The organism is Sulfitobacter sp. G21635-S1 (genome assembly GCF_027213915.1).
Taxonomy (GTDB): Bacteria; Pseudomonadota; Alphaproteobacteria; order Rhodobacterales; family Rhodobacteraceae; genus Sulfitobacter.
Window position 1 is genome coordinate 1 of record NZ_JAPWGV010000011.1, and the last position, 25,168, is coordinate 25,168.

Consider the following 25,168-nt stretch of genomic DNA (forward strand, 5'->3'; position numbering starts at 1 on the left):
AGGGTAGGGGCGATACAACATAAACTGGAAACGCTAAAATTTGTATCTCTCTTCGATGATCAGATAACTCGACTTAGTGGCGCGGGATGGAGCAGCCCGGTAGCTCGTCAGGCTCATAACCTGAAGGTCGTAGGTTCAAATCCTACTCCCGCAACCAAGTCTTTTCCGAAATATCCGCCGTTCAACGTCGCTTTATGCGGCGTTTTTATTGTTTCAACGGCGGTCTTTCTTCAGATTTGCACAAATGGTCTGCGTTTCTGGGTCTCGTAACACCCACGCGCATCTCCTATCTGTTGAGAAAGACAGGAAAGGAACCGCCATGACAGATCACGCAACCATCGGTCACATACACCTTCGGGTCAGTGATCTTGACCGCGCCATCGCGTTTTACCGGGATATTCTGGGGTTCGAGATCACCCAGAAGTTCGGCAATAGGGCTGCCTTTCTGTCTGCGGGCGGCTATCACCATCACATCGGCCTGAATACCTGGGAGAGCCTGGGCGCCACACCGCCGCCGCCGGGGCATACCGGGCTTTATCATTCGGCATTTCTCTATCCGGACCGGGCCAGCCTTGCGGCCGTGCTCAAGCGGGTGGTCGAAGCGGGCATTCCACTGGACGGCGCTGCGGATCACGGGGTGAGCGAGGCCATCTATCTGCGCGATCCTGATGAAAACGGGGTCGAGATCTATCGTGATCGGGCGCAGGCAGACTGGCCCCGCGATGCCGCAGGAAAGCTGTTGATGGTCAATGAGCGGCTCGACGTTGCCGCCCTGCTGGCCGAGGCGCCCTGAGCCCCTATTGATCAGGCGTCCACGATGGACAATCCCGTTCCGCTGCGCCAGTTTCGGCGCAAGGTTTCTGGAGGGAAAGTATCATGGCTACTGGATTTTACTGGCACGAACGCTGTTTCTGGCACGCGGGCGGCAATTATGCCCTGACATTGCCGGTGGGCGGGCTGGTACAGCCGCAGGTCAGCGGTGGACTTCCCGAAAGCCCCGAGACAAAGCGCCGGTTGAAAAACCTGATGGATGTCACGGGGTTGAGCGCTGAACTGGTTCAATGCAGTGCGCCGGAAGCGGACCGCGAAACCCTCGAACGGGTTCATCCCGCGCAATACCTGGATAAATTCAAGGCGGTATCTGACGCCGAAGGGGGCGAAATCGGTCATCATGCGCCCTTCGGTCGGGGTGGCTACGAAATTGCGACCCTCTCTGCGGGTCTGGCCTGCGCCGCGGTTGAGGCGGTGGCAACGGGAAAGCTCGACAACGCCTATGCGCTGACGCGCCCGCCGGGCCACCATTGCGAGCCTGACAGCCCGATGGGTTTTTGCCTGCTCGCCAATATCGCCATCGCCGTCGAGGCCGCGATCGCGCGGGGCGATGTGAAACGTGTCGTCGTGCTGGATTGGGATGTGCATCACGGCAACGGGACGGAAAAGATCTTCTACGACCGCGACGACGTGCTGACGATCTCGCTCCATCAGGAAGGCAATTATCCCGCCACAACGGGCAAGATAACGGATCGGGGCAGGGGCGCCGGAGACGGTGCCAATATCAACCTTCCGCTGCACGCGGGGTCAGGTCATACAGCGTACCTGCACGCGATGGACCGGGTTGTGATCCCCGCAATCGAGGCTTTCAAGCCCGACCTGATCATTGTCGCCTGCGGTTTCGATGCCTCCATGGTTGACCCGCTTGCCCGGATGCAGGCAACCTCGGCAACCTTTGCTGAGATGACCCAGCGGATCAAGGACACGGCGGCCCGCCTTTGTGATGGCCGCCTTGTGCTGGTTCATGAAGGGGGGTATTCCGAAGCCTATGTGCCGTTCTGCGGCCATGCCACCATCGCGACACTTGCGGGCAGTGCCATCACGGCACCGGACCCGATGTTGTCAGCATTCAACATCCGCCAGCCTTCGCCAGCCTTTGATGCCTTCCTGCGCCAGTCGATAGACGACATGGCGAAAACACTAGGACTCTGAGGACCGAATATGCCCATCGCCAATCCCGACGCCCTGAATTTCCTGCAGACCCGGCGGTCGCGCCCGTCAAAGACATTGGGTCTGCCCGTGCCGGATCGCGCAGCGCTGATGCCGCTGTTGACAGCCGCCGCCCGGACGCCGGACCATGGCAAGCTGGAGCCCTGGCGCTTTATCGTGCTGGAGCGGGGCGCGCTGCAAAACCTTGCCGAGGTGGCAGGGCAGCGGGGCCAGGAGCTGGGCCTGGCGCCAGAGCAGATTACCAAGGGCCGCAGCCAGTTCGACGACGGGCAATTGGCGGTTGTGGTGATCGAAGTGCAAAGACCGTCCGAGAAAGTGCCCGCAATCGAGCAGACCTATTCGGCGGGGGCGGTATGTCTGTCGCTGTTGAACGCGGCGCTGGCCAGTGGCTGGGGCGCGAACTGGTTGTCCGGTTGGCCCTCGCATGATCGGGGCTTCATGCGCGACGGTCTGGGGCTGGAAGATCACGAACGGATCGCCGGGATCATTCACATCGGGACGGAGACCTCCACCCCCCCGGAACGGCCGCGCCCCGAAATAGAGAGCATCACGACATGGCTATCGGACTGATCGTCAATTCATTCTTCCTTGCACTCGGACAGCTGAGCGACCCGCGGTTTCGCCGGGTCTTTCTGCTGGGTGTGGTGCTGTCGCTGATGCTGCTGATCGGTTTCACCGCCGGTTTTGCCTGGTTCACCGAAGCGATCACGCCCGATGAGATCTGGCTTCCGATCCTGGGCGAGGTTCAGTGGATTGATGATTTCCTGTCCTGGGGCGCCGCGTTCCTGCTGATGTTCCTGTCGGTGTTCCTGATGATCCCGGTCGCCTCGGCGATCACCTCGATGTTCCTGGACGAGGTTGCGGACGCGGTGGAGGCGAAACATTTCCCGGAATTGCCCCGCGCGCATTCGGTATCCTTTGGCGATGCCCTGCGCGATACGGTGAGTTTCCTTGGCGTGCTGCTGGCCGCGAACATCTTTGCCATCGTGCTTTATCTGATGTTCCCGCCCTTTGCGCCGCTGATCTTCTGGGCAATGAACGGGTTCCTGCTGGGCCGTGAATATTTCACGATGGTGGCGATCCGCTGGGTCGGCAGGGTCAAGGCAAAGGCGCTGCGCCGACAGCACATCGGCACGATCTGGGTGGCCGGTACGCTGATGGCGATGCCCTTGTCAGTGCCGCTGGTGAATCTGCTGATCCCGATCCTGGGGGCTGCGACCTTTACCCATCTGTACCACGGCCTGACCATGCGCCGGCCCTGAACCAGGTTTCCACATCCGCGATACTGATCCATTCCGACAGGATCACAGTGGCTGCCACGGCCCAGATGACCACCGCGATGGCAGTGGTCCACAGCGCCTTTTTCCCAAGGTGGTGATGTTCCGGCGCACCGGCATGGGTGCCCGGCACGATGTCGTTCAGATCGCCCTGGGTCTGCACCCGGATCGGCAGGATGATCAGGAACATCATCGCCCAGATCACGACAAACAGGACAATGCCCGAGGTGATACCCATGGTTCAGACCTGCTCCAGCTCGACCAGGGCGCCATTGAAATCCTTGGGATGCAGGAACAGAACCGGCTTCCCATGTGCGCCGATCTTCGGTTCCCCCGTGCCCAGCACACGCGCGCCGGTGGATTGCAGGTGATCGCGGGCAGCGATGATGTCATCAACCTCGTAGCAGATGTGATGAATGCCGCCTGACGGATTCTTGTCCAGAAACCCCTGGATCGGAGAGGTTTCCCCAAGCGGGTAGAGCAATTCGATCTTTGTGTTGGGCAATTCGATGAAGATGACGGTCACGCCATGGTCGGGCTCGTCCTGCGGTGCGCCCACATTGGCCCCAAGCGCATTGCGATACTGATCCGCCGCTGCCTCCAGGTCTGGAACAGCAATGGCCACATGGTTCAAACGTCCGATCATGTCAGGTATCCTTCCGGTTTGCCTCTGCCTTATGGCCCCAAGCCGGGGCGAGGGCAATGTGACACCTGCGCGCGGCGGCGGTCCTGCGGTGTTAACGGCGCATTAGCCATCGCTGGATATTCTCTGAGTCGTTATCGGATTGGAGACGACAATGGACAGCATCGATCCCTTCACCGCCCAACTTCCGCAACCCACGGCAGCACGCCCCTTGCTGGGCCTCACGGTTCTTGTGATCGAGGACAGCCGCTATGCCTGCGACGCGATGCGTCTGCTTTGCCTAAGGTCGGGTGCGCGGATCAGGCGGGCCGATTGCCTGCGGTCGGCCCGGCGGCATCTGCAGGTCTACCGCCCTTCGATTGTCGTCATCGACCTTGGCCTGCCCGATGGCAATGGCACCGACCTGATTGCGGAACTTGCGGCCAGCCAGCCCCGGGTGCAGGCACTGCTGGCGATGTCCGGCGACACCTTCCTGGAGGGGGAGGCGATGGCAGCGGGGGCGGACGGGTTCCTTGCCAAACCGCTTGTCACGATCGCGGATTTTCAGGAAAAGATATTGTCCCTGCTGCCCGAAGAGCGTCACCCGCAGGGGCCGCGCGTTCTGGACAACGCCGTGGTCATTCCCGACCGCATCGCATTGCAGGACGATATGGCCCATATCGCCGAGGTGCTGGAGGATCCGCCCGATGACCATGCGCTGGATTACGCGGCGCAGTTCCTGACCGGTGTTGCACGGCTTGCAGAGGACAAGCCGCTGGAAGATGCGGCACATGCGCTGGCCGCGAAAAGAGCATTGGGAGAGGCTGCCGCCTCCGAGACGGCGATCCTCGCTGGCCTCATTCAGCATCGCCTGACCGACAAGGTCGCGATTTAGCCGGAGTGGGGCCGGGGCCTGCAAACCCCATGGCAAAGCCCGCGCTCAAAGCGCGGGATCGCTGGCGGCGCGGACAAGGCCGGTCAGATCGCCCAGGCTTTCGCGTTGCCGACCGTCCTTGTCGAAATTGGCCGGGGCAAGCCAGGCTTCGAAGGCTTCTTTCAACGCGGGCCATTCGGAATCAATGGCCGCAAACCAGGCGGTATCGCGGTTGCGCCCCTTGACCACCGCAGCCTGACGGAAAATGCCCTCATAGCTCAGCCCAAGCCGTTGCGCGGCCCGGCGGGAGGGCATGTTCAACGCGTCACATTTCCATTCATACCGCCGATAGCCTGCTTCAAAGGCCCATTTCATCATCAGGTACATGGTTTCGGTGGCCGCCCGGGTGCGTTGCAGCGCCGGGCTGAAGTTGATGTGCCCCACCTCGATTGAGCCGGCGGCCGGGTTGATGCGCAGATAACTCGCCACCCCTTCCCAGGCCCCGCTCTCCAGATTGCGGATCGCGTAGAAAAACGGGTCCTGCTGGCCCTCATGTTCCCGCGCCCAGCGATGATACTGCGCGGCAGATGAAAATGGCCCGTAGGGCAAATAGTCCCATACCGCGTCATGCTCCGCATAGGCGCGGTAGAGCAGGGCGGCGTGAACATCTGCCGACAGCGGCGCGAGTCGCGCATAGCTGCCGGTCATGGTGTCACCCGAAGGGCGCGGCGGCGGCGTCCAGTTTGGTACAGGCGGTCCGACAGGCCGCGAAGGGGAAGAAACGTCAGTCATGGCAAAACGATATGCGCAGCAAAGGCATTGGGAAAGAGGATAATGCGCTGGCCGGATCGTCCAGAACAGCTTTGCCGGGGCCGGTCCCGCGCCGTGGGATCCGGCCAGGGATGTGTCCGTTTCTTGCCCCGCGCCGCAAAACCTGCACGGTGACAGCCTAATATCGCCTTATTGCCCTGCTGAAATGGCAGGAATGCAGCACAAACCATGGACGCCAGATGTTTCCGGCCAAACGTGACAAGACAGAAAAGAAAGACAGCGGCTCCCGCAAGGTGGACTGGATTGTCCTTACGGTTTCGCTTGTCGGGTTCCTGATCGTGGTTGCCGCGTCCATTCAGGCGGGCGAGGCGGGATTGGTCGCCAGCCTGGGCCACTATGTGACGGCTACGGCAGCCTTCTGATACCTACTGCTGGCATCATGCCAGCAACCCGGGGTCGCTGCCCATTTCCAGCCCGGGAAAGACGTTGTTTTCCAGAATATTGCCGTTCACGCCGGTAATGCCCCGCAGCATCCAGGCCGCCGTGGCGCGGACATCGCCGGTTGGCATCAGGTCGCGCCGTTCATAAAGATCGGCCTCTTCCAGCCCCGGCCAGCGGGTGCTGACCTGCCCGCCCCTGATCGCGCCCCCGGCGAGGATCGCCAGCCCCCCGGTGCCGTGATCGGTGCCACCGGCCCCGTTTTCGCGGGCGGTGCGCCCGAATTCGGTCATGGCGAGGATCGCCGTCTTGCCCCAGACATCTGTGCCCAGCCCGTCTTTCAGGGCCAGAATGGAGTCCTGAAGCGTGGCAAGGCTGCGCGGCAGGACCCGGCTCTGGGCGCGGTGGGTGTCCCAGCCCCCAAGGGAAAAGGCCGCGATGCGCGCGTCGCCCCGCAGCCTGCCTGCCGCGTAGCGGGCGATCTGGTGATGGGCGCGGCCACCTTTGTCATCCATCCCGGTCTCTGCCAGCATTTCCGCTTCGGCCAGAGCTCTGTGCAAGGCCGGGTCTTCCTCCATCACCAGGGCGGCCAGCCGCATGGCTTGCGGGCTGATTTTCAGATTGGCCTCCGGTGCCCAGTTCGAAACCGGTGCAGCGCCCTCCAGCACCGGCAGGGGCGTTGTGCCGATGGCATAGGCCGTGTCCCGCCCCGCACCGGGTATCTGCTGCAGCAACCGGTTCAGCCAGCCGTCGCGGGTGCCATCGCCCAGTTCGGCGGTGCCTGCCTCCAGCAGGTCCTGGCCATCGAAATGGCTGCGCTTGTCGCGGTAGGGGGTGGATACGGCATGGACAAAGCTCAGCTCCTGCTGCCGCCAGAGCGGCATCAGCCCGGCCAGCGCAGGGTGCAAGGCAAAGTAACCGTCAAGATCCAGCGCGCCGTCGGTCCGCAGGCCGGGCCGCAATGCGGCATAGGCCGGGTCGCCCATCGGCCGCACCACATCCAGCCCATCCATGCCGCCGCGCAGGATGATGACAACGAGGCGGGTGTCCCAGGGCGCCTGGGCAAAGGTCATCCGGGTCAGCAAGGGGTTGGCGGCCAGCGAGCAGCCGATGGCGGTTGCGCGGGTCAAAAGCTGTCTGCGGGAAAGCCGGTCTGTCATCGTTATCCCCTTTCTAGCGCCGCTGAAGCGCGGGCGAGACAAGCACCAGCCCGATCCCGACCGCGCGTGTCTCGGCAGCGGCGGTTGCGAATTTCAACGGCTCCGGGGCATCCGGGCCCAGGGTGCTGCGCAGGAATGCCTCCGGTTCCGGCAGGTCGCCAAGCAGGCGGGATGGCACCGTCATCGCCCATTCCAGCCGGGCGGCAACGCCTTGCGGCGTGACCCATGCGCCATCGGCCTCCGGCCAGCCATCGGGCCCCGACGGGCTCTGCCAGTCCTGACCCATGACATTCAGCGGGCCGAGGAACCAATTGCGGGTCTCTTTGGGTTTCAACGCCTGAATGCGGTCCGGCGGCACCGCCAGTGCCCGCAAGGCCGTGCTGACGTATTCCAGCGGTGGCCGCATGTTTGTCGCGGGCATCTGCCATGCCAGCGGGTCATTCAGCAGCGCCTCGTAAAGCGCCATCAGATCGCCGCCACTGTCCAGATAGGCCGTCGTCAGCCGCGCAACCAGGTCTTCGGGCGGGGTATCGGCAACGAAATGCACCGCCAGTTTGGTGGCGAGGTGGCGCGCCGTATCGGGATGCAGGGCAAGATCGTTCAGCGCATCGCGGATCGGCGTCATGTCCTTGCGGTCGCCATAGGTCTTGCCCAGCACGGTTTCGGTGCCCGGCTCCGCCCAGCCCTTGCGATAGACAAATGTATAGTCGCGCGTGCGGGTCAGGCCGGTCAGCAGTTCGGCCATCTGCCGCACATCGGCCTGATTATAGGCGGAACCGACGCCCAAAGTATGCAGTTCCAGCAGTTCGCGCGCCAGGTTTTCGTTCAGTCCCCGGCGGTTGCCGTCGTGCTGCGCTCGCTTGCTGCCCGGTCCCATGGAGGTGGTCTGGTCCAGGTATTCCAGCATTATGGGATGGGTGATGCAGGCGGTGAGCAAATCGACAAAACGGCCTGAAACATGGGGCCGCACCGCTTCCTCCGCATAGGCGGGGACCGCCTGTTTGAGCATGGAGAACTTTCCCTGCACGGTGAAATGATCCGCCCAGAAGGCGACCAGCCGCTCGCGGAAGCTGTCAGTGCCATGGATGCGCCGCAGCTGCATCTGCCCGAAGGACCGGAGCCGTTGCCGGATGAAATCATGCACGATCGCATCCGATTTCTTGCGGGCCTCCGCGGCCTGTTCGGGGCTGGTGGTTTCCTTGCGGGCGAAGGCGTCAAACCGCATCTTGACGATATGGGCGTCCTGAAACGGGCGAAACCCGGGGATCGGGAATTGCCGGGCCATCACATCTTCACCGCGCAGCATGTCGAGCATGGCCGCAACAGAGGCAGGCGGCGCGACGAGGGGCGATGCGCCATAGCCAAAGCGCCTTTCGGCAAGATGTGGTGAAAAGCCCATGTCGTCTCCAAACCGGCTCTTTCACCAAGATAATACGTCACGGTTGCTTTTGCATCCCTGGCATTTGACCACAGGCCGAATTTGGCCGGGAACCGCGCCCAATCTAAGCGCGTTGGGCCGCGATGACCGAAAGGAACCACCATGCCCACAATCTATGATGCGATCAAAGCCGATCACGACCTGCACCGCAGCCTGCTGCAGGAAATCGGGGAAACAAGCGGCGCCAGCACAGAGCGTCAGAACGCCTGGAGCAGGTTTTACCATGACGTGAAATCCCATGCCGCCGCAGAGGAAGAGACCTTCTATTCCAAGCTGATCTCAAAGACCTGGGGCCAGGACGCCGCGCGTCATTCGGTGCATGAGCACCAGCAACTGGATGACCTGATGGAAGAGCTGAACGAGATGGACATGTCCTCGCCAGGCTGGCTGACCAGGTTCAAGACGCTCAGGCACGACTACGAACATCACATGGATGAAGAGGAAGACGAGGTGTTTTCCCGCGCCAGGGAGGTCATCGATGCCGAGGAGATCGAAGGTTTCGGCACCCGTTTCGAGGCCCGCAAGAAGCAAGAGCGCGGGCTGATCGAGGAAAAGAAGGAAGATTCGCTGGAGGATTGACGAAAAAGGGCTGCAACAATGTGCAGCCCTTTTCAGCTTATTCCTGCGGGATCACCCTGAGCCCCAATTCCATCAGCTGGTCGCTGGTGGGCTCGCTGGGTGCGTTCATCATCAGGTCTTCGGCGCGCTGGTTCATCGGGAACAGGATCACCTCGCGGATGTTCTGTTCCTCGGCCAGCAGCATGACGATCCGGTCGATGCCCGCCGCACAGCCGCCGTGGGGCGGGGCGCCATATTGGAAGGCGTTGACCATGCCGCCAAAGCGCTTGCGCACTTCCTCTTCGCCATAGCCCGCAATCTCGAAGGCCTTGAACATGATTTCGGGCTTGTGGTTCCGGATCGCACCCGAGACCAGTTCATAGCCGTTGCAGGCCAGGTCGTATTGAAAGCCCAATACCTCAAGCGGATCGCCCTGCAGCGCCTCCATCCCGCCCTGCGGCATGGAGAAGGGGTTGTGTTCAAAGTCGATCTTGCCGGTTTCGGCGTCCTTTTCGTAGATCGGGAAATCCACGATCCAGGCAAAGGCGAAGCGGTCCGTATCGGTCAGGCCCAGTTCTTCGCCGATGATGTTGCGGGCGCGGCCCGCGATGGCCTCGAAAGTCTTGGGCTTGCCGCCCAGGAAGAATGCGGCGTCGCCGACACCCAGGCCCAGCTGCTGGCGGATCGCCTCGGTCCGTTCGGGGCCGATGTTCTTGGCCAGCGGGCCTGCCGCTTCCATGCCACCTTCGACTTCGCCGGATTTCAGCTTGGCCTGGGCTTCCTTCACGGTGATGCCCAACTCCTGTGCCACGGCATCCGCCGTTTTCTCGCGCCAGAAGATGTAGCCCATCCCCGGCAACCCTTCCTTCTGGGCAAAGGCGTTCATCCGGTCGCAGAACTTGCGGCTGCCGCCGGTGGGCGCGGGGATGGCGCGGACCTCGGTGCCTTCCTGCTCCAGCAGCTTGGCAAAGATCGCGAAACCGGAACCGGCGAAATGATCGCTGACCACCTGCATCTTGATCGGGTTGCGCAGGTCGGGCTTGTCCGATCCGTACCAGAGCGCCGCATCCTTGTAGGAAATCTGCTCCCAGGTCTGGTCGACTTTCTTGCCGCCGCCGAACTCTTCGAAGACGCCGGTGATCACGGGCTGGATGGTGTCGAATACGTCCTGTTGCTCGACAAAGGACATCTCAAGGTCGAGCTGGTAGAAGTCGGTGGGCGACCGGTCGGCGCGCGGATCCTCGTCGCGGAAACAGGGTGCGATCTGGAAATATTTGTCAAAGCCCGAGACCATCAGCAATTGCTTGAACTGCTGCGGGGCCTGGGGAAGGGCATAGAACTTGCCCGGATGCAGGCGCGACGGCACGAGGAAGTCGCGCGCACCTTCAGGCGAGGACGCGGTGATGATCGGAGTCTGGAACTCCTTGAAGCCCTGATCCCACATCCGTTTGCGGATCGAGGACACCACGTCAGAGCGCAGCACCATGTTGTTCTGCATCTTCTCGCGGCGCAGGTCGAGGTAGCGGTAGCGCAGGCGGGTTTCCTCGGGGTATTCCTGATCGCCGAAAACCTGCAGGGGCAGGTCGCCGTTCACCTTTCCCAGCACTTCGATGTCACGGATATAGACTTCGATCTCGCCGGTGGGGATCTTGGCGTTTACCAGACCTTCCGCGCGGGCCTTTACCAGCCCGTCGATCCGGATACACCATTCAGAGCGGACCTTTTCCACCTGGGCAAACACGGGGCTGTCGGGATCGCACAGCACCTGGGTGATGCCATAGTGATCGCGCAGGTCGATGAACAGCACGCCGCCGTGATCGCGCACCCGATGGACCCATCCGGCAAGGCGCACGGTATCACCTTTGTTCGCAAGGTTCAGATCGGCGCAGGTATGGCTGCGATAGGCGTGCATGTGCGGTCCCCCTCAGGGCTGAATGAATTGGCGCAGGTACACCTTTTGCCGCCCCGGAAGTCAAGGGCGCGGCGGGTTCCGCTTCCCGTTTTTGCGGGGGATTGCGCTGCGTTGTGCCGCGGGCATGCGGCCAGCACCGGAATATGTCGGAAAATAAAATAAGGCCGGGTCGACCCCAGGGGGCGACCCGGCCTTGCCCGACGGGGAGGTGTCGGGGGTATTGCGTCTATGAGCCTATTCTCATGGCGCGCGATACCAACTCTTTAACGGTGCGGAACAAAGCCCCGCGCCGGTCATGTCCGGCGTAACTGCCGCCGATGCACGGTGGCAGCGAAACCTTACCCTGATCGCCCTTTGCTCCCCGGAAGGGGAAGGTGGCGCACACAGGATGTAATGCACCCTGCGCACGCCAGGCGATCACGACCCAAGCGGCATAAAATATAAAGCGCAGCCACCGAACACTCACCCGGACATTTTGCGCTGTCCGGGATCACTGCGGCAACTTCACCCCCACACGGGTCACAAACACCAGCCTAGACAGCCAGGTTCAGTGTAGCCGGGCGGTCGTGAGTTGCACGTTAGTAAACCGTTAATATTTGCGCTGGTCACCTGAGCGCTTGACCCGTGGCAAGCCGCGCGCCCAAACTCCAAAGAGGGGTGATCCGGGGGTCAGATGACACAAACGCTTCAAGATTATTTCTGGGACGGATACCTTCATTGGGCCGATCTGATGGACCGGGCGGTCGAGGGGCCGGCCCCTTCGCTTGAACAGGTCGCGTCGGATACGGGTATGGCGGTCTACGAACCGGCCTTCGTGCGGGTGAGAGAATGTTTATGCCCCGCGTCGCGCAGTCAGGTGGAGGGGGTCCTGCAGGCTGCCGACCTGTCTGCCGGGGCCAGCCTGCTGGCGCTGCCCGAACTGCTATTTCTGTCCGGCCAGGATCTGGCCTTTGACATCAATGACCTGCTGATCGGCCTTGAACATGCGCTGTTTGCAGATGCGCCGCTTGAGTTCTTTTTGTATCGTCCGATTGCCCGCAGCCTGGCAGAGCACCAGCAATACGACAGTATTTTCGAGGTGATCGACCTTGGCGCACCGGCCTTGTACCGCCCTGCACCGGCCCCCTTCATGGACATGGCGCTGCAAGGTGTTAATGGCCAGCCCTTGCCCCAGGCAGAGGTGATCGGTGCGGTCATCGACAATGACATCGGTTTTCTGAACACGACCTTTCGCCATCGCGACGGTCCCGAGGCAGGCAACACCCGGTTCGAGGCGGTCTGGCTGCAGTCGCGCGAATGTCTGGCCAGCACGCCACTACCGCCGATCAACGCGGTGCAGCTTGGCCGTGTCCTGCGCAAGGCCGAGATTGACGCCATGATCCACGGTGATCCGCGCGATGAGCTGCGCATCTACGGCGACATCAACGATGCGCTGCATGTCTGGGATCCGTTTCGCCGGCCCCCGCCTGTCGAAAGCCATGGCACCGCGGTCGCCGATCTGGCCTATGGCCAGGACATGTGCGCATCGGACAACCCCTGCGCCGTGCCCCTGATGGCGGTGCAATTGCCGCCCGAAGCGGCGGTGGACACCACCGGCAGCTATAGCGAGAGCTATATCGTTCAGGGGGTTCGGTGGCTTTGCGCCGAGGCGCGCAGGCGGGCACCGCAGGCCAGGCTGGTGATCAACATCAGCTATGGCGTGCTGGCGGGGCAGAAGGATGGCGGCAAGTTCATCGAGGCGCAGATCCACCGCGAGATCACCCTTGCGGAGGCGCTGGGCCAGCAGGTGCATGTGGTCTATGCCTATGGCAACAGCCTGAACGCGCAGCAGGTGGCGCGGGTCCAGATCGCGCCGGGTGCGACCTCTGATCCGCTGGTCTGGGTGATCCAGCCTGACGATCCGGTCCCGAATTTCCTTGAGATACGGACCCTGAGCAGCGCAGGCACACCGCATCTGACCAGCCTGCCCGAGGGTTTGCAGATGACGGTCACCGCGCCGGACGGTGGTCAGGTGATACAGGCCGCGCCTGCGCCCGGTACGGCGGTGCCGCCGCTGGGGGCCGCCCGGAGCGGCGCACCCGCGCGGCTGTACCACGCGCCGGAACGGGTGGTTAGCGGGCGTCCGGATTGCCTGGGGTTCTACAACCTCGCCATCGCGCCGACGCGCCGGATTGATCCTGATCTGCCGATCGCGCCTGCGGGCGACTGGCGCATCACCATCACCAACACGACGACGGCGCCGGTCGACCTGGTGCTGCAGGTACAGCGTGGCGATACCGCGCCGGGTTTCAACATCGGCGGGCGGCAATCGTTCCTGGAGGGGACAGCCGTGCCCGTTGTCCAGGACGGCCATCCCGGCTGGGACGTCCTGGCCCCACTGACCAACGAGGGAACCTGCAGTGCCTATGCCAGCGCCAGCCACCCGCGCATTCACACGGTCGGGGCGCAAAAGGATGTATTGGGGCAGGTGACGGCAGCGGATTATGCATCGCGCGGCGCGCTTTGGGCCGGGTCGGGTGCCGAGACCCAGAATCGCGTGGTGGATCAGGTGTTCACCTTTGGGCAGCGCACGACCGGCACCTATTCCGGCACCGGCTCGCGGCTGTCGGGGTCAAGCGGCGCTGCCGCGATCCTGAGCCGTGAATTGGTTCAGGTCGGCATGCCGCCGACCACCTAGGCGCGTTGTCAGAAATTCGCGATCCGCATTTCTGCCCGCGCCCGTGCCCAGATGTCCCGCAACAGCGGCGATACAATCGACCCGTCCACCGCAACCGAGGCCGGGGCGTGATCAAAGGCTTTCTGCGGACCCGAAAAGGCAAGCGTGTCAAAGTTGAAGTCGCGCGACGCGATATTGGCGGTCTCAAGCCGATAGGCCCCGGTCTGCGCAGCACCGCTGAGCGCGTTCACCAGATATTCACCAATTGCCATGCCCATCGCGGCCCCGGCAAAACTGTCAGCAGGGAAATGGACACCGGCAATGGTGCGGTTCTCGGCGATCCTCGCGGCCAGCCGCATCAGCAGGCTTGCCTCGGTCGGCGGCTGGGTGGCGGCAAAGGCGGATTGCGCTGAATAGGGCGCATTGCCGGGCGTGTCCGTGGACAGCGCATGAAGAACGGTGGCCACGGCAAAGGCCTCCACCGAATGGCCGCTGGGAAAGCTGGCGTGGCTCGGCGGCTGGATGATCGGCTGGACAAAACCCGACATCTCGTTCGGGCGTGTCGCGGACAGATGCAGCTTGACCGGCATTTCGATATAGGTGCCAAAGCGCAGGATCGCGTCGAGCAACATCAGCGTCCAGGGGGTGCGGTTGTCGTCCAGCGCCATCAGCGCCCCGAAAAAGCTGAGCGTGTCGGTCTGCTGCACATGGATCTCGTCAAACCGCTCGTCCCGCAATGCGGCGCTGCTTTTCACAAAGCGCATCTGGCCCCGGAGATAGGCATTCAGAACCTCGCGGAACGGCGTCTGGGGATCGGCCCCCTGTGGCAGGGGCAATGTATAGATCGGCGTGGCTGCACCGGCCTCCTGCAGGACCACCTCTGTCGGGGCGTTCAGGACAAGCGGGGCAAAGAGGTGATCGAGGTTGTAGTCGATGATGTGATTGCGGAAAAACCCCTCGTGGCGTTCAAACGCGGCAAGGTCAGGCGACAGCGCAGGCAGGTTGGTCGTGGGGGCAGAGGTGCGTGGCCGGTGCAATGTTGCGTCCCATTGGCGGGTGATCCCTTCGAATGTGGACATCAGCGCGGCACTGACCTGTCCGCTGGTCTCGCCCCCCGCAAAGAAGATGCCGTCACGGCCATTGCGCCCGTTCCGGCCATTCCTGCCGTTCCGCCCGTTTCTGCCATTTCGACCGTTCCGGCCATTAAGCGCGCTGAGACCCGTCATACCACCCCTCCGAGAACCGTTGTATTCAATACAGCCTGCGCTTAGTCTCGGGTCAACAGACAGCGTGGAAACGGGCCTTTATTAACGGTTTTTTCACTGCGTCTGACGGGGGTTACACGCAGGGCGGGAGCCTGGGGCAGAGTCATGACGGTTGTACGGATCAGATTGCGGGGTGATTTCTGCATTTCCTCTCCGACGGGGGATGCGCTGACCCCAAGGGGAAAGAAGGCCATGGGCCTGCTGGCGATGCTTGCAAGCAGCGACAATTACACAAGGTCGCGGCGTTGGCTGGAAGACAAACTGTGGAGCGATCGTGGCAGCGAACAGGCACGGGGCAGTCTGCGCACCACCCTTGTGGACATCCGCAAGAACCTTGGCGAATTTGCCGAAATCCTCGGATCTGATCGTACGTCGGTCTGGCTGGAACAGGACCGGATCGAAACCGACATCGACAATACCGAAAGCACGCGCGAGTTTCTCGAAGGTCTTGTCATCCCCGATCCCGAGTTCAACGACTGGCTGATGCAGCAACGCATGATGCTGCGGCGGAGCGGGGCCAACCGGTCGGACGCGCAATTGCCGGGGCGGGTGACGATCCAATGCGGCGAACCCTGGAACCAATCCTCGACCGGCAATGCCAAACAGCAGATCGTGAACGATCAGGTCGGCAAGATCATCAGCGAATTTATCGCCGCTTCGCGCCGCACGATCACCGAAACCAATGCCGATCTGGTGATCCGCACCAGCATCGAGGAAGAGGACGGCGGTGCCGCGATCCTTGTCCAGGTCATCGACCCGCTGATGGACGAAATCGTGCATTCCGATCATTGCTTTGCCGAGGATCTCAACAATTTCCTGCGCAGTCAGGAGGTTCTGGGCCGGTTCTGCTGGAACGTGGCGGACCTGACGCTGGAAAAACTGCCCGGCCTGCGGCGCGACCAAAGTCCGCTGGCGATGCGGTCGGGTCATGTGCAGAAGGCGCTGCGCAAGGTTCTGACCTTTGATCCTGTGGAAATGCAATCCAGTCTTTCGGTGCTGGACATCGCGAATGACGAAATGGATGCAGGCCTTTACCTGGCGCTCAAGGCCTGGGCGATGACCTCCATGATCATGGAGGGCTTTCTGGTCGAGGACGCAGCAACGCTTGAGGAAATCTCCGCGCTGCTGACCCGGGCAGAAGAACTGGCGCCGGGTGATGCGATGATGGCGGCGGTCAGCGCAAACGTGCAGGCGATCCTGTTCGAGCGGCATGACAGTGCCGTCAATCTGGCCCGGCGCGCGCTGCGCGAAAACCCCAACAACCTGTTCGCCCTACAGGCCATGTCCGTGGGCCGCATCGCCCAGGGGCAGTTGGATCAGGCCTATGAACTGTCGCGCCAGAGCAAGTTCATCTCTGCCCTTTCCAAGTTCGAGGCCATGTGCAACCTGCACCATTCGCTGCTGTGTATTTCCCTGCAGCGGACCGAAGAGGCAGTTGCAAGCTCCAAGCTGGCGGCGGAAAGGTCACCTGCCTACCGGGCGCCCCGGCGGCAGTTGATCGGCCTGCACGCGGCGCAGAACAGGGCTGCCGACAGCCTGAAACAGGTCAACGAGCTGAAAACGATCGAGACCAATTTCAGCATCGAACGCTATCTGTTCGATCAAAGCTATCCGTCAAATACCCTGCGCAAGTCAGGTTATCTGGACCGCGCGCGCCAGTCTTTGGTCGGGCGCAAGTAGAGCCGCCGTCAGTACAGGAAATCACCCCGGTCCAGATCGGCCCGGTCCACACCCAGCAGGATGATGGAACTGTCCACGCCGGTGACAATCTCGACCGCGTTGCCGACTTGGGTGGCCCCCCGCATGACGTCGACAAAGGCGCGGATGCTGGCAATGCCTGAAAAGTCGATCACCTCAAGGCCGCTGTTGGCATCGAAGTCGATGATCGTGTCATGGCCGTGGCCCTCTTCGAACACGAAGGTATCGCCGTTGAAATCGCCGCGCAGCAGATCATTGCCAGCGCCCCCGGTCAGAGTGTCGAACCCCGCATTGCCGTAAAGCGAATCGTTGCCGATGCCGCCCTGGATGTCATCGTTGCCCGAGCCGCCCAGCAGGCGGTCGTCGCCTTCGCCCGCCAGCATGGTATCATCGCCGTCCTGGCCCAGCAGCGCATCACCGGAGGACCCGCCGTCCAGCAGATCGTTGCCCGCCTCGCCGAACAGCCGGTCAAAGCCATTGCCGCCCAGCAGCGTATCGTTGCCCGCGCCGCCGAACAGGTTATCGGCCTGGTTGCCGCCATCCAGGTAATCATTGCCATCGCCGCCATTGAGCAGGTCAAAACCGGCTTCACCAAAGATCGTGTCGTTGCCGGCCTCGCCAAACAGGCCATCGACAGTGCCACCGAAGTTCGCGCCGCCCCGGATTAGATCGTCACCGTCTCCACCGAACACACGGTCCGCAGAATCGCCCGCAAAAAGCGTGTCGTTGCCCGCATCGCCGTAGATGTTGTCGAACCCGTCTTCACCATAGATCAGGTCGTTGCCGGTCCCCCCGCGCAGCAGGTCCGCGCCGAAGCCACCGTTGATGAAGTCATCGCCCTCGTCGCCCAGAATCGTGTCGAATCCGCCGTCGCCCAGCAGGGTATCGGCCATTTCGCCACCCAGGATCTGGTCGTTGCCGACGCCGCCGCGCAGGGTGTCGTTGCCGCTGTCCCCTTCGATCTGGTCATCGCCATATCCGCCCTCGATCAGGTTGTCGTGGCGGGACCCTTCCAGGGTGTCATTGCCCGCACCGCCCAGGATATTGGTAAAGCCGTAAAGGACATCGCTGCCGATATCGTCGCCTTCGGCATAGCCTGACAGGAAGTTGCTGGTCTCAAACCGGTCAATGTCGACGAAGATATTGGCCAAAGCACCGGAGTAGTCGAGCAGATCGACGAATGTATAGTCCGAGGAGCCAAGACCACCCATAAGGGTGTCGTTGCCCGCGCCTCCCACGATTGTGTCGTTGCCGTTGCCCCCCCGGATGTCGTCATTGCCGCTGCCGCCGTCGATCCGGTCATTGCCGTCCGCACCATCGATCCGGTCGTTTCCACCCTCGCCGGACAGGGTGTCATTGCCCGCGAAACCGCCGATGGTATCGTCCCCGGCCCCTGCCGCGATCACATCGTCCAGGCTGGTCCCGGTAATGGCCGAGGCGGCATTGCCCCATCCCTGGGTCACGCGCATGCTGCCCTCGTTGAACGCGAAGCTGGTGATGCCGCCCGTGGTTGACGGGGTGAAACCGGGCCCACCGTACAGATGCTGGGCCGCCTCCACGTCAAAGATGCCCAGTCGGTTCACGGCACCCCGGTTGTAGCTCATGATGGTGTAAGTGCCATTGTCATAAGCCGCGTCCAGGACCAGATCGCCGCTGAACGGGTGTTCCATCCCGATGGCATGACCGATCTCATGCGCGATCAGCCCCCAGCTCATGTTCCCTGCGCGGCCAGTGTTGATGAACACATCCCCGCCAATGTCGGATTCATAGGCGCCGTATTGCCCGATGGTCCGGCCCGGGTAGTAGGCATAGCCGGAAAAGCTCCCCTGGCCGGGGTCCAGGTTGAAATTGTAATTGGCAAACCGCATGTCGCCTTCGCCGGAGTCAACCTCGACAAAGATGATGCCGGCGGCCGCGGCCCAGGCATCCATTGCCGAACGGGCCAGCGCCTGCTGGGCACTCGAAAACTGCTGGAAACTATCGACGTATTCCTGTGAAAACCCCCGATCAAGCAGATAGTCCTGTGCCATGGTTTCAAAGGAATAGGTCACCACCGTGGGCGTCGCCGCCTCGCCCGACCAGGTGGCACCTGAAAGGATCGCGGTATAATTATCAACGACTGTCGGCATAACGATTCCCTGAACATAAAAACGAATACGCGTCAGGTTAGCAGCGGAAAGTCGCTCAAGGAACCTTAAGTTTCAGGTGCCGACGGTGCGGTGTCAGCCGACCATCCCAATGATTTCATATGTTTTTTTCAGGATGGGTGCCGTTATTTCGCGGGCTTGTTCCGCGCCCCTGGCAAGGATCCGGTCAATCTCTGCCGGGTCATCCATCAGGCGCGCCATCTCGGACGAGATCGGCGCCAGCTTGGCAACCGCCAGATCGGCCAGCAACGGCTTGAAGGTGCCGAACTGTTGGCCACCCACCTCTGCAAGCACCTGATCGACGGATTGCTCCGAGAGACCGGCATAGATGTTCACCAGGTTGCGTGCCTCCGGCCGGTCATCCAGACCCTTGGCTTCGGAGGGCAGGGCATCCGGGTCGGTCTTGGCCTTGCGGATCTTTTTGGCAATGGCATCGGCATCATCGGTCATGTTGATGCGGCTGGCGTCGGAGGGGTCGGATTTCGACATTTTCTTGGACCCGTCGCGCAGCGACATCACGCGGGTCGCGGCCCCTTCGATCACCGGTTCGGTGATCGGAAAGAAATCGACGCCGTAGTCGTGGTTGAACTTGGCCGCGATGTCGCGGGTCAGCTCAAGATGCTGCTTCTGGTCCTCGCCCACGGGAACATGGGTGGCGTGATAGACCAGGATGTCGGCGGCCATCAGTGCCGGATAGGCGAACAGCCCCAGCGAGGCGGCCTCCGCATTCTTGCCGGCCTTGTCTTTCCACTGGGTCATGCGGCCCATCCAGCCCATCCGGGCCACGCAGTTGAAAATCCATGCAAGCTGGGCGTGTTCCGGGACCTGGCTCTGGTTGATCAGGATGGATTTCTCGGGCGAGATGCCGCTGGCGATGAAACCTGCCGCCAGTTCGCGGGTGTTGCGGCGCAGGACCTCGGGTTCGAGGAATTTTGCGGTGATCGCATGCAGATCGACCATGCAATAGATCGTCTCGAAATCCTCGTCCTGCATCGACACGAACCGTTTGATCGCACCCAGATAGTTGCCCAGCGTCAGGCCGCCGGAGGGCTGAATCCCGGAAAAGACGCGCGGGGTAAAGGATGTCTCGGGCATGGTTGACCTCTGGGGCTGGAAAAGGCGGTGGGCACGGCTTACTCATGGGGGCCAATGCCGTCAAGGAGCGCCCATGTCCGCACCCGATTTCCAGCCGCCCGTGAACCCCTTGCCTCCGGTGGTGATCCTGTTCTTCCTTGCCATCGCCGGGGTGGAGGCGGGGCTGTCACTGGGTGAGGCCGGGCTGATCGGCGGGCCGGGGGCCGTGGGCTGGCGGCTGGGCCTGATCCGCGACTACGGCTTTTCCGGCCAGATCTTTGACTGGATGATCGCAAACGAGCAATTCCCGCTGTCCGAGGTCAAACGGCTTGTCACCTATTCCTTTGTCCATCTGGGGTTCACCCATGGCATCTTTGCCATGGTGCTGCTGCTGGCGCTGGGCAAGATGGTGGCCGAGGTCATGGGGCAGGTGGCCTTTGCGGTCATTTTCGTGCTGTCGGGGGTTGGCGGCGCGGTTGTCTACGGGCTTTTGCTGAATGATCCGATGTGGCTGACCGGGGCTTATCCCAATGTCTACGGGCTGATCGGGGCCTATTCCTTTGTCCTGTGGCGTTCGCTGGCCGGGACCGGGGCGCAACAGGCGCGGGCGTTTACGCTGATTGGCATGCTGATGGCGCTGCAATTGCTCTGGGGTGTGTTTTTCGAGGTCGGCACCCTTTGGGTGGCCGAGCTTGCTGGGTTCTTCTGCGGCTTCGCCTTGTGTTTCCTGCTGGCACCGGGGGAATGGGCGCGGATGCGCGCGGGCCTCAGGCGGCGGTGATCGTTGCGCCGTCAGGTTTGGGTGTTTCCGGCGTAAAGACTCAGAACCAGCGTCATCCCCGCCGGACCGCGCGCTTGAATTCGGACAGCCTGAACGCACCGATCAGGTGGCCGATGCCAAAGTAGCTGACCGCGCCGACGGCAATCAGCACCACAAGCGTCAGGCCGCGCCACCAGGGGATGCCAAAGAACGGCTGGAACGCGACATTGGCCGCCCAGAGGCAAAGCCCCATTGCGGCGGAAGCAGCCAGCACGCGCCAGATACGTTTGTGAAACCGCGCATCGAATTGTGCGGCTTCGCCATAGCCGCGGGCGCCGATCGCGAGACAGGCGAACATGACCCAACCGGCAAGGGTGGCGGCGATGGCGGGGGAAATCCAGCCGACGACGGGGGCCAGCCCGATGGCCAGCGCGGCATTGACCACCATGGCCACGACGGCAAAGTAGAAGGGGCGGCGGGTGTCTTCGCGGGCAAAGTAGATCGGTTGCAGGATCTTTTGCAGGACAAAGGCAGGCAGGCCCAGGCCATAGATCGTCACGGCAGTGGCGATGGCGGCACTGTCGTCCACGTCCGACGCACCGCGCTGGAACAGGACCGTCACCAGCGCCAGCGGCACCACCACCAGCGCCACGGCGGAGGGGATGGTCAACGCCAGGGAAATTTCGGCGGCCCGGCTCAGCGCACCGCGCGCGCCCGCGTCATCGCCCGCCCGCAAGCGGCGCGACAAGTCCGGCAGCAGGACCACGCCGACGGCGATACCGACAACTCCCAGCGGCAACTGGTACAATCTGTCCGCGGCAAAGAGCCAGGACACGGCGCTGTCATATTGGCTGGCCACCAGCTGGCCGACCACCAGGTTGATCTGCATCACGCCGGAAGCCAGGGCAGCGGGCAGGGCAATGACGATCATGCTGCGCATTTCGGGCGTCCAGCGGGGGCGTCCGGGGCGCAGGGCAAAGCCGGCGGCAGCGGCGGCGCGCCAGGTCAGGAAAAGCTGCGCAAGACCCGCGACCGGGATCGACCAGATCAGCCAGTTCACCACAACCCCGCCGGTCAGCGCACCGATGGCCATCGCGGTGATGACAAAGATGTTCAGCAGCACCGGGGCCGCGGCCGCCACGGCAAAGCGGCCGGTGGCATTCAGGATGCCTGAAAACAAGGCCGAGAGCGACATGCACAGGATGTAGGGAAAGACGATCCGCCCGAAGCCCACGGTCATGTCGAACCGCGCATCCCCCACGAAGCCTTCGGCAGTGGCCCAGACCAGCGCGGGCATGAAGACCATGCCCAGCCCGGTCAGAATCAGCACCACCATGCCCAGCCCGTTGAAGGCATCGCGGGCAAAGCGCCCTGCACCTTCTTCGCCTTCCAGTTTCTTGGCGAACATCGGCACAAAGGCCGCATTGAACGCGCCCTCGGCAAAGAAGCGGCGGAACATGTTGGGCAGCCGGAAGGCCGCGACAAAGGCATCCATCACCGGCCCCGGCCCGATGAGCGACAAAAGCAGCACTTCGCGCAGGAAGCCCAGCACCCGGCTGAGCAAGGTCCAGATACCCACGGTGAAAAAGCCGGACATCAGGCGGATGGGTTTCATGGCGGCCTCGGAGAATTGCGTTGCATTTTGCCTATCCCTTGCGTGCCTGCCGCGCAATGGGGCGGCTTGTGCAGGAAATCGGGAGTTTTCCCGCAGAGATCGCAACGGCGGGGCTGCTCCCTATTTCTCGGCCCGTTCCGCGCCTTCCGCAATCGCGTCGCGCAGGCGCTTTTCCAGCATCTTCTGCTTGGCAACCGTGTGGTATTTCAGGCCGAACATGTCCTTGACGTAGAAAGTATCGACCACCTGCGCGCCATAGGTCGCGATCACGGCATTGGCGATATAGACGTTTGCCCCCGCCAGGGTGCGCGTCAGATCATAAAGCAGGCCGGGGCGGTCGCGGGTGTCGACCTCGATGATCGTGTAGATTTCCGACCCCTCGTTGTCGAAGGTGATCGACGTGGGCACGCGAAAGGCCTTTTCGCGTTTCTTGACCTTGTCGCGGGATTTCAGCGCCTCGCGTGCCACGACCTCGCCGCGCAGGGTCTTGGCGATCATCTGGCGCAGGCGGGGCAGCTTGGAGGCTTCATAGGCGTTGCCCTCCGCATCCTGAATCCAGAAGGCATCGGTGACGAAACCGTCCTTGGTGGTGTAGCTGCGGGCGTCCACGACATTGGCCCCGACCAGGGCCAGCGCCCCGGCAAGTCGCGAAAAGATGCCCGGATGGTCGGCCATGACGAAACAGGCACGGGTGGCGTCGCGGTCTTCGTCCGGGTGCAGGTCGATGCGCACGTCGCCGTCGCCGATGTCGCGCAGCATTTCGGCAAAGGCGACATGGGCGGTGACGTGCAGGCCCTGCCAATAGGGCGGATAATGCCGTGCTTTCTCGGCCTTGAGGTCCTTGGCGGGCCAATCCGCCAGCGCCTCGCTCAGCGCCTTGCGGGCCTCGGTGCCGCGGTTTTCGCGGTTGATGTCCTCAAGTCCGGTTTGCAGCCCGCGTTTCGTCTGGCGGTACAGCGCGCGGATCAGGACCGCCTTCCAGTTGTTCCAGGTGTCGGGCCCCACGCCGCGGATGTCGCAGACCGTCAGCACGCAGAGCAGGTCAAGCCGCCGCACCGTCTGTACCGCCTTGGCAAAGTCGCGCACGGTGCGCGGGTCGGCGATGTCGCGCTTTTGCGCCATGTCGGACATCAGCAGGTGATAGCGCACCAGCCATTCCACGGTATCCACATCCGCCCGCGACAGGCCCAACCGGGGCGCGATCTTGCGCGCCATCTTGGCACCCAGCACCGAATGATCCTCGGGGCGGCCCTTGGCGATGTCATGCAGCAGCAGGGCGGTATAGATCACCTTGCGATTCACCCCCCGCTTGAGGATGGAGGAGGCGACCGGCAGTTCCTCTACCAGCTCCTGCTTTTCGATCCGGGCCAGGTTGGCGATGCACTGGATGATGTGTTCGTCCACGGTATAGCTGTGGTACATGTTGAACTGCATCATCGCGACGATGGGTTCGAATTCGGGGATGAAGGCGGCCAGCACCCCCAGCTCGTTCATCCGCCGCAATGCGCGTTCGGGATTGCCGTGTTTCAGCAGCAGGTCAAAGAAGATGCGCTGCGCCTCGGGCGTTTCGCGCATGTCGTCATCAATCAGGTGCAGGTTTGCCTTGATCAGGCGCATGGCATTGGGATGGATCAGCATGCCGGTGCGCAGACCTTCCTCGAAGATGCGCAGCATGTTCAGCTTGTCCGACAGAAAGGCCTTGTCGTCCGAGATGGCGATGCGGTTGTGCACCACCTCATAGCCTTCCTTGATCTTGGGGCGGCGGCGGAAGAACCGTTCCAGCAGCGGTTCCGCCTTGACGTGGATCGCCTCCAGGCTGGACAGGAAGATGCGGGTCAGGTCCCCCACCGCCGTGGCGTGGCGGAAATAGGCCTGCATGAAAACCTCGACCCCGCGCCTGCCGCTGGTGTCCTGATAGCCCATCGCCTCGGCCACCTGGACCTGCACGTCAAAGGTGAGCTGTTCGGTGGCCCGCCCGGCCAGCAGATGCAGATGCCCCCGCACCGCCCAGAGGAAATCTTCCGCCTCCCGGAAGGTGTTGTATTCATCGGGGCGGAACACCCCCTTGTCCACCAGGTCCGAGATCCGGTCGACGTGATAGATCAGCTTGGCGATCCAGAACAGTGAATGCAGGTCGCGCAGGCCGCCTTTGCCTTCCTTGACGTTGGGCTCCACCACATAGCGTTGTCCCTGCTTGAGGTGTCGCTTGTCCCGTTCCTCCAGCTTGGCCTCGATGAAATCGCGGCCTTTGCCGTCGAAAAGATCGCTGGCCAGCCTGGTATCGAGTGCCTTTGCCAGCTTGCGGTCACCGGCGATATAGCGGTGCTCCAGCAGGGCGGTCTGGATGGTGTAGTCCTCGGCACCCAGCCTGATGCAATCCTTGATGGTCCGGGTGGCATGACCCACCTTCATTTTCAAGTCCCACAGGATATAGAGCACGCTTTCCACGACGCTCTCGGTCCAGGCGGTGGCCTTGTAGGGGATCAGGAAGAGCAGATCGACGTCGGAAAACGGTGCCATTTCCCCGCGCCCGTAGCCGCCAACCCCGATCACCGAAAGGCGCTCGCTTTCGGTCGGGTTGGGTTTGGGATGCAGATGGCGCGTCGCGACGTCCAGCGTGGCGCTGACCAGTTGATCCGTGAGATAGGTATAGGCCCGGGTCATGCCGCGGGCGTCGAAGGGGGCTGCGGCAAAACTGCGCGCGATTTCAGCCCGTCCGTTTACCTGTACCTCCCGCAGCACCTGCACCGCTGCCGCGCGGCGGGCGCCGGGTTCTGCACCCGTGCAGGCTTCATCCAGGGCAGCATGTACCGCCGCGGCATCGAAAATAAGTTCGGGCGCGCAAATCAGGCGCGGATCGCTATCCGCGCCTGTCGCTTTTGTTGAAAGGGAAGTTGGCACT

Annotated in this window: 21 protein-coding genes and 1 tRNA gene; 11 read left to right on the top strand and 11 right to left on the bottom strand. The window is 62.5% G+C overall.

Annotated features, from left to right (window positions below; translation table 11 throughout):
- Positions 1-80: 80 nt before the first annotated feature.
- The 5 genes from O4H53_RS12150 to O4H53_RS12170 all read left to right on the top strand — a co-directional run bounded on the left by O4H53_RS12150 (position 81) and on the right by O4H53_RS12170 (position 3,263).
- A tRNA-Met gene (locus O4H53_RS12150) sits at positions 81-157 on the top strand.
- A gap of 162 nt (positions 158-319) precedes the next feature.
- A complete protein-coding gene (locus O4H53_RS12155) occupies positions 320-793 on the top strand; it encodes a VOC family protein (protein ID WP_269363996.1) in 474 nt (157 codons plus the stop codon).
- Between the two features lie 83 nt (positions 794-876).
- Positions 877-1,983: a class II histone deacetylase gene (locus O4H53_RS12160; protein ID WP_269363998.1), complete on the top strand. Its 1,107-nt coding sequence runs from the start codon at positions 877-879 to the stop codon at positions 1,981-1,983.
- A gap of 9 nt (positions 1,984-1,992) precedes the next feature.
- Complete coding sequence (locus O4H53_RS12165) at positions 1,993-2,571, top strand: nitroreductase family protein (protein ID WP_269364000.1); 579 nt, start codon at positions 1,993-1,995, stop codon at positions 2,569-2,571.
- Positions 2,556-3,263, top strand: coding sequence for an EI24 domain-containing protein (locus tag O4H53_RS12170; protein ID WP_269364002.1), 708 nt, complete (start codon positions 2,556-2,558; stop codon positions 3,261-3,263). Before O4H53_RS12165 ends, O4H53_RS12170 begins: the two co-directional genes overlap by 16 nt.
- Here O4H53_RS12170 and O4H53_RS12175 read toward each other — a convergent pair.
- Both O4H53_RS12175 and mce read right to left on the bottom strand, forming a co-directional pair.
- Positions 3,223-3,516: a DUF1467 family protein gene (locus tag O4H53_RS12175; protein WP_269364004.1), complete on the bottom strand. Its 294-nt coding sequence runs from the start codon at positions 3,514-3,516 to the stop codon at positions 3,223-3,225. The two genes, O4H53_RS12170 and O4H53_RS12175, sit on opposite strands and share 41 nt — an antisense overlap.
- Before the next feature lie 3 nt (positions 3,517-3,519).
- Positions 3,520-3,924, bottom strand: a complete 405-nt coding sequence (gene mce, locus O4H53_RS12180) for a methylmalonyl-CoA epimerase (RefSeq protein WP_269364006.1) — start codon at positions 3,922-3,924, stop codon at positions 3,520-3,522.
- Positions 3,925-4,075: 151 nt separating this feature from the next.
- On the opposite strand from mce, the gene O4H53_RS12185 reads away from it, so the two are divergent.
- Positions 4,076-4,795 carry a response regulator gene (locus tag O4H53_RS12185; RefSeq protein WP_269364008.1) on the top strand — a complete coding sequence of 240 codons (720 nt, stop codon included), beginning with the start codon at positions 4,076-4,078 and terminating at the stop codon, positions 4,793-4,795.
- A gap of 45 nt (positions 4,796-4,840) precedes the next feature.
- On the opposite strand, the gene O4H53_RS12190 is transcribed toward O4H53_RS12185, so the two are convergent.
- A complete protein-coding gene (locus O4H53_RS12190; RefSeq protein ID WP_269364010.1) occupies positions 4,841-5,566 on the bottom strand; it encodes a GNAT family N-acetyltransferase in 726 nt (241 codons plus the stop codon).
- Between the two features lie 218 nt (positions 5,567-5,784).
- Between O4H53_RS12190 and O4H53_RS12195 the strand changes: the two genes are divergently transcribed.
- The gene (locus O4H53_RS12195; RefSeq protein WP_269364012.1) at positions 5,785-5,967 is read left to right on the top strand and encodes a hypothetical protein; all 183 of its coding nucleotides are present in this window, start codon (positions 5,785-5,787) and stop codon (positions 5,965-5,967) included.
- A 15-nt stretch (positions 5,968-5,982) separates the two neighbouring features.
- Here O4H53_RS12195 and O4H53_RS12200 read toward each other — a convergent pair whose 3' ends face one another.
- Both O4H53_RS12200 and O4H53_RS12205 read right to left on the bottom strand, forming a co-directional pair.
- Positions 5,983-7,143, bottom strand: a complete 1,161-nt coding sequence (locus O4H53_RS12200; RefSeq protein WP_269364014.1) for a DUF1501 domain-containing protein — start codon at positions 7,141-7,143, stop codon at positions 5,983-5,985.
- 13 nt (positions 7,144-7,156) lie between these two features.
- Entirely contained in the window at positions 7,157-8,542 is a 1,386-nt protein-coding gene (locus O4H53_RS12205) for a DUF1800 domain-containing protein (protein ID WP_269364016.1), read from the bottom strand.
- Positions 8,543-8,683: 141 nt separating this feature from the next.
- On the opposite strand from O4H53_RS12205, the gene O4H53_RS12210 reads away from it, so the two are divergent.
- Positions 8,684-9,160 (top strand): hemerythrin domain-containing protein, encoded by a 477-nt coding sequence (locus O4H53_RS12210; protein WP_269364018.1) that lies wholly within the window; start codon positions 8,684-8,686, stop codon positions 9,158-9,160.
- A gap of 37 nt (positions 9,161-9,197) precedes the next feature.
- On the opposite strand, the gene aspS is transcribed toward O4H53_RS12210, so the two are convergent.
- Positions 9,198-11,051: an aspartate--tRNA ligase gene (gene aspS, locus O4H53_RS12215; RefSeq protein WP_269364019.1), complete on the bottom strand. Its 1,854-nt coding sequence runs from the start codon at positions 11,049-11,051 to the stop codon at positions 9,198-9,200.
- Between the two features lie 673 nt (positions 11,052-11,724).
- Here aspS and O4H53_RS12220 point away from each other — a divergent pair.
- A complete protein-coding gene (locus O4H53_RS12220) occupies positions 11,725-13,728 on the top strand; it encodes a hypothetical protein (protein WP_269364020.1) in 2,004 nt (667 codons plus the stop codon).
- A gap of 8 nt (positions 13,729-13,736) precedes the next feature.
- Here O4H53_RS12220 and O4H53_RS12225 read toward each other — a convergent pair whose 3' ends face one another.
- On the bottom strand, positions 13,737-14,933 hold the full coding sequence (locus O4H53_RS12225; RefSeq protein WP_269364022.1) for a phosphatase PAP2 family protein: 1,197 nt from the start codon (positions 14,931-14,933) through the stop codon (positions 13,737-13,739).
- Positions 14,934-15,077: 144 nt separating this feature from the next.
- On the opposite strand from O4H53_RS12225, the gene O4H53_RS12230 reads away from it, so the two are divergent.
- Positions 15,078-16,652, top strand: a complete 1,575-nt coding sequence (locus O4H53_RS12230; RefSeq protein ID WP_269364024.1) for a hypothetical protein — start codon at positions 15,078-15,080, stop codon at positions 16,650-16,652.
- 8 nt (positions 16,653-16,660) lie between these two features.
- On the opposite strand, the gene O4H53_RS12235 is transcribed toward O4H53_RS12230, so the two are convergent.
- The gene (locus O4H53_RS12235) at positions 16,661-18,799 is read right to left on the bottom strand and encodes a matrixin family metalloprotease (RefSeq protein ID WP_269364026.1); all 2,139 of its coding nucleotides are present in this window, start codon (positions 18,797-18,799) and stop codon (positions 16,661-16,663) included.
- Between the two features lie 93 nt (positions 18,800-18,892).
- Positions 18,893-19,912 carry a tryptophan--tRNA ligase gene (gene trpS / locus O4H53_RS12240; RefSeq protein ID WP_269364028.1) on the bottom strand — a complete coding sequence of 340 codons (1,020 nt, stop codon included), beginning with the start codon at positions 19,910-19,912 and terminating at the stop codon, positions 18,893-18,895.
- 73 nt (positions 19,913-19,985) lie between these two features.
- On the opposite strand from trpS, the gene O4H53_RS12245 reads away from it, so the two are divergent.
- Positions 19,986-20,672, top strand: a complete 687-nt coding sequence (locus O4H53_RS12245) for a rhomboid family intramembrane serine protease (RefSeq protein ID WP_269364029.1) — start codon at positions 19,986-19,988, stop codon at positions 20,670-20,672.
- A gap of 52 nt (positions 20,673-20,724) precedes the next feature.
- Here O4H53_RS12245 and murJ read toward each other — a convergent pair whose 3' ends face one another.
- Both murJ and O4H53_RS12255 read right to left on the bottom strand, forming a co-directional pair.
- The gene (murJ, locus tag O4H53_RS12250; RefSeq protein WP_269364031.1) at positions 20,725-22,266 is read right to left on the bottom strand and encodes a murein biosynthesis integral membrane protein MurJ; all 1,542 of its coding nucleotides are present in this window, start codon (positions 22,264-22,266) and stop codon (positions 20,725-20,727) included.
- Between the two features lie 120 nt (positions 22,267-22,386).
- A complete protein-coding gene (locus O4H53_RS12255; RefSeq protein WP_269364032.1) occupies positions 22,387-25,167 on the bottom strand; it encodes a [protein-PII] uridylyltransferase in 2,781 nt (926 codons plus the stop codon).
- Position 25,168 lies beyond the last annotated feature (1 nt).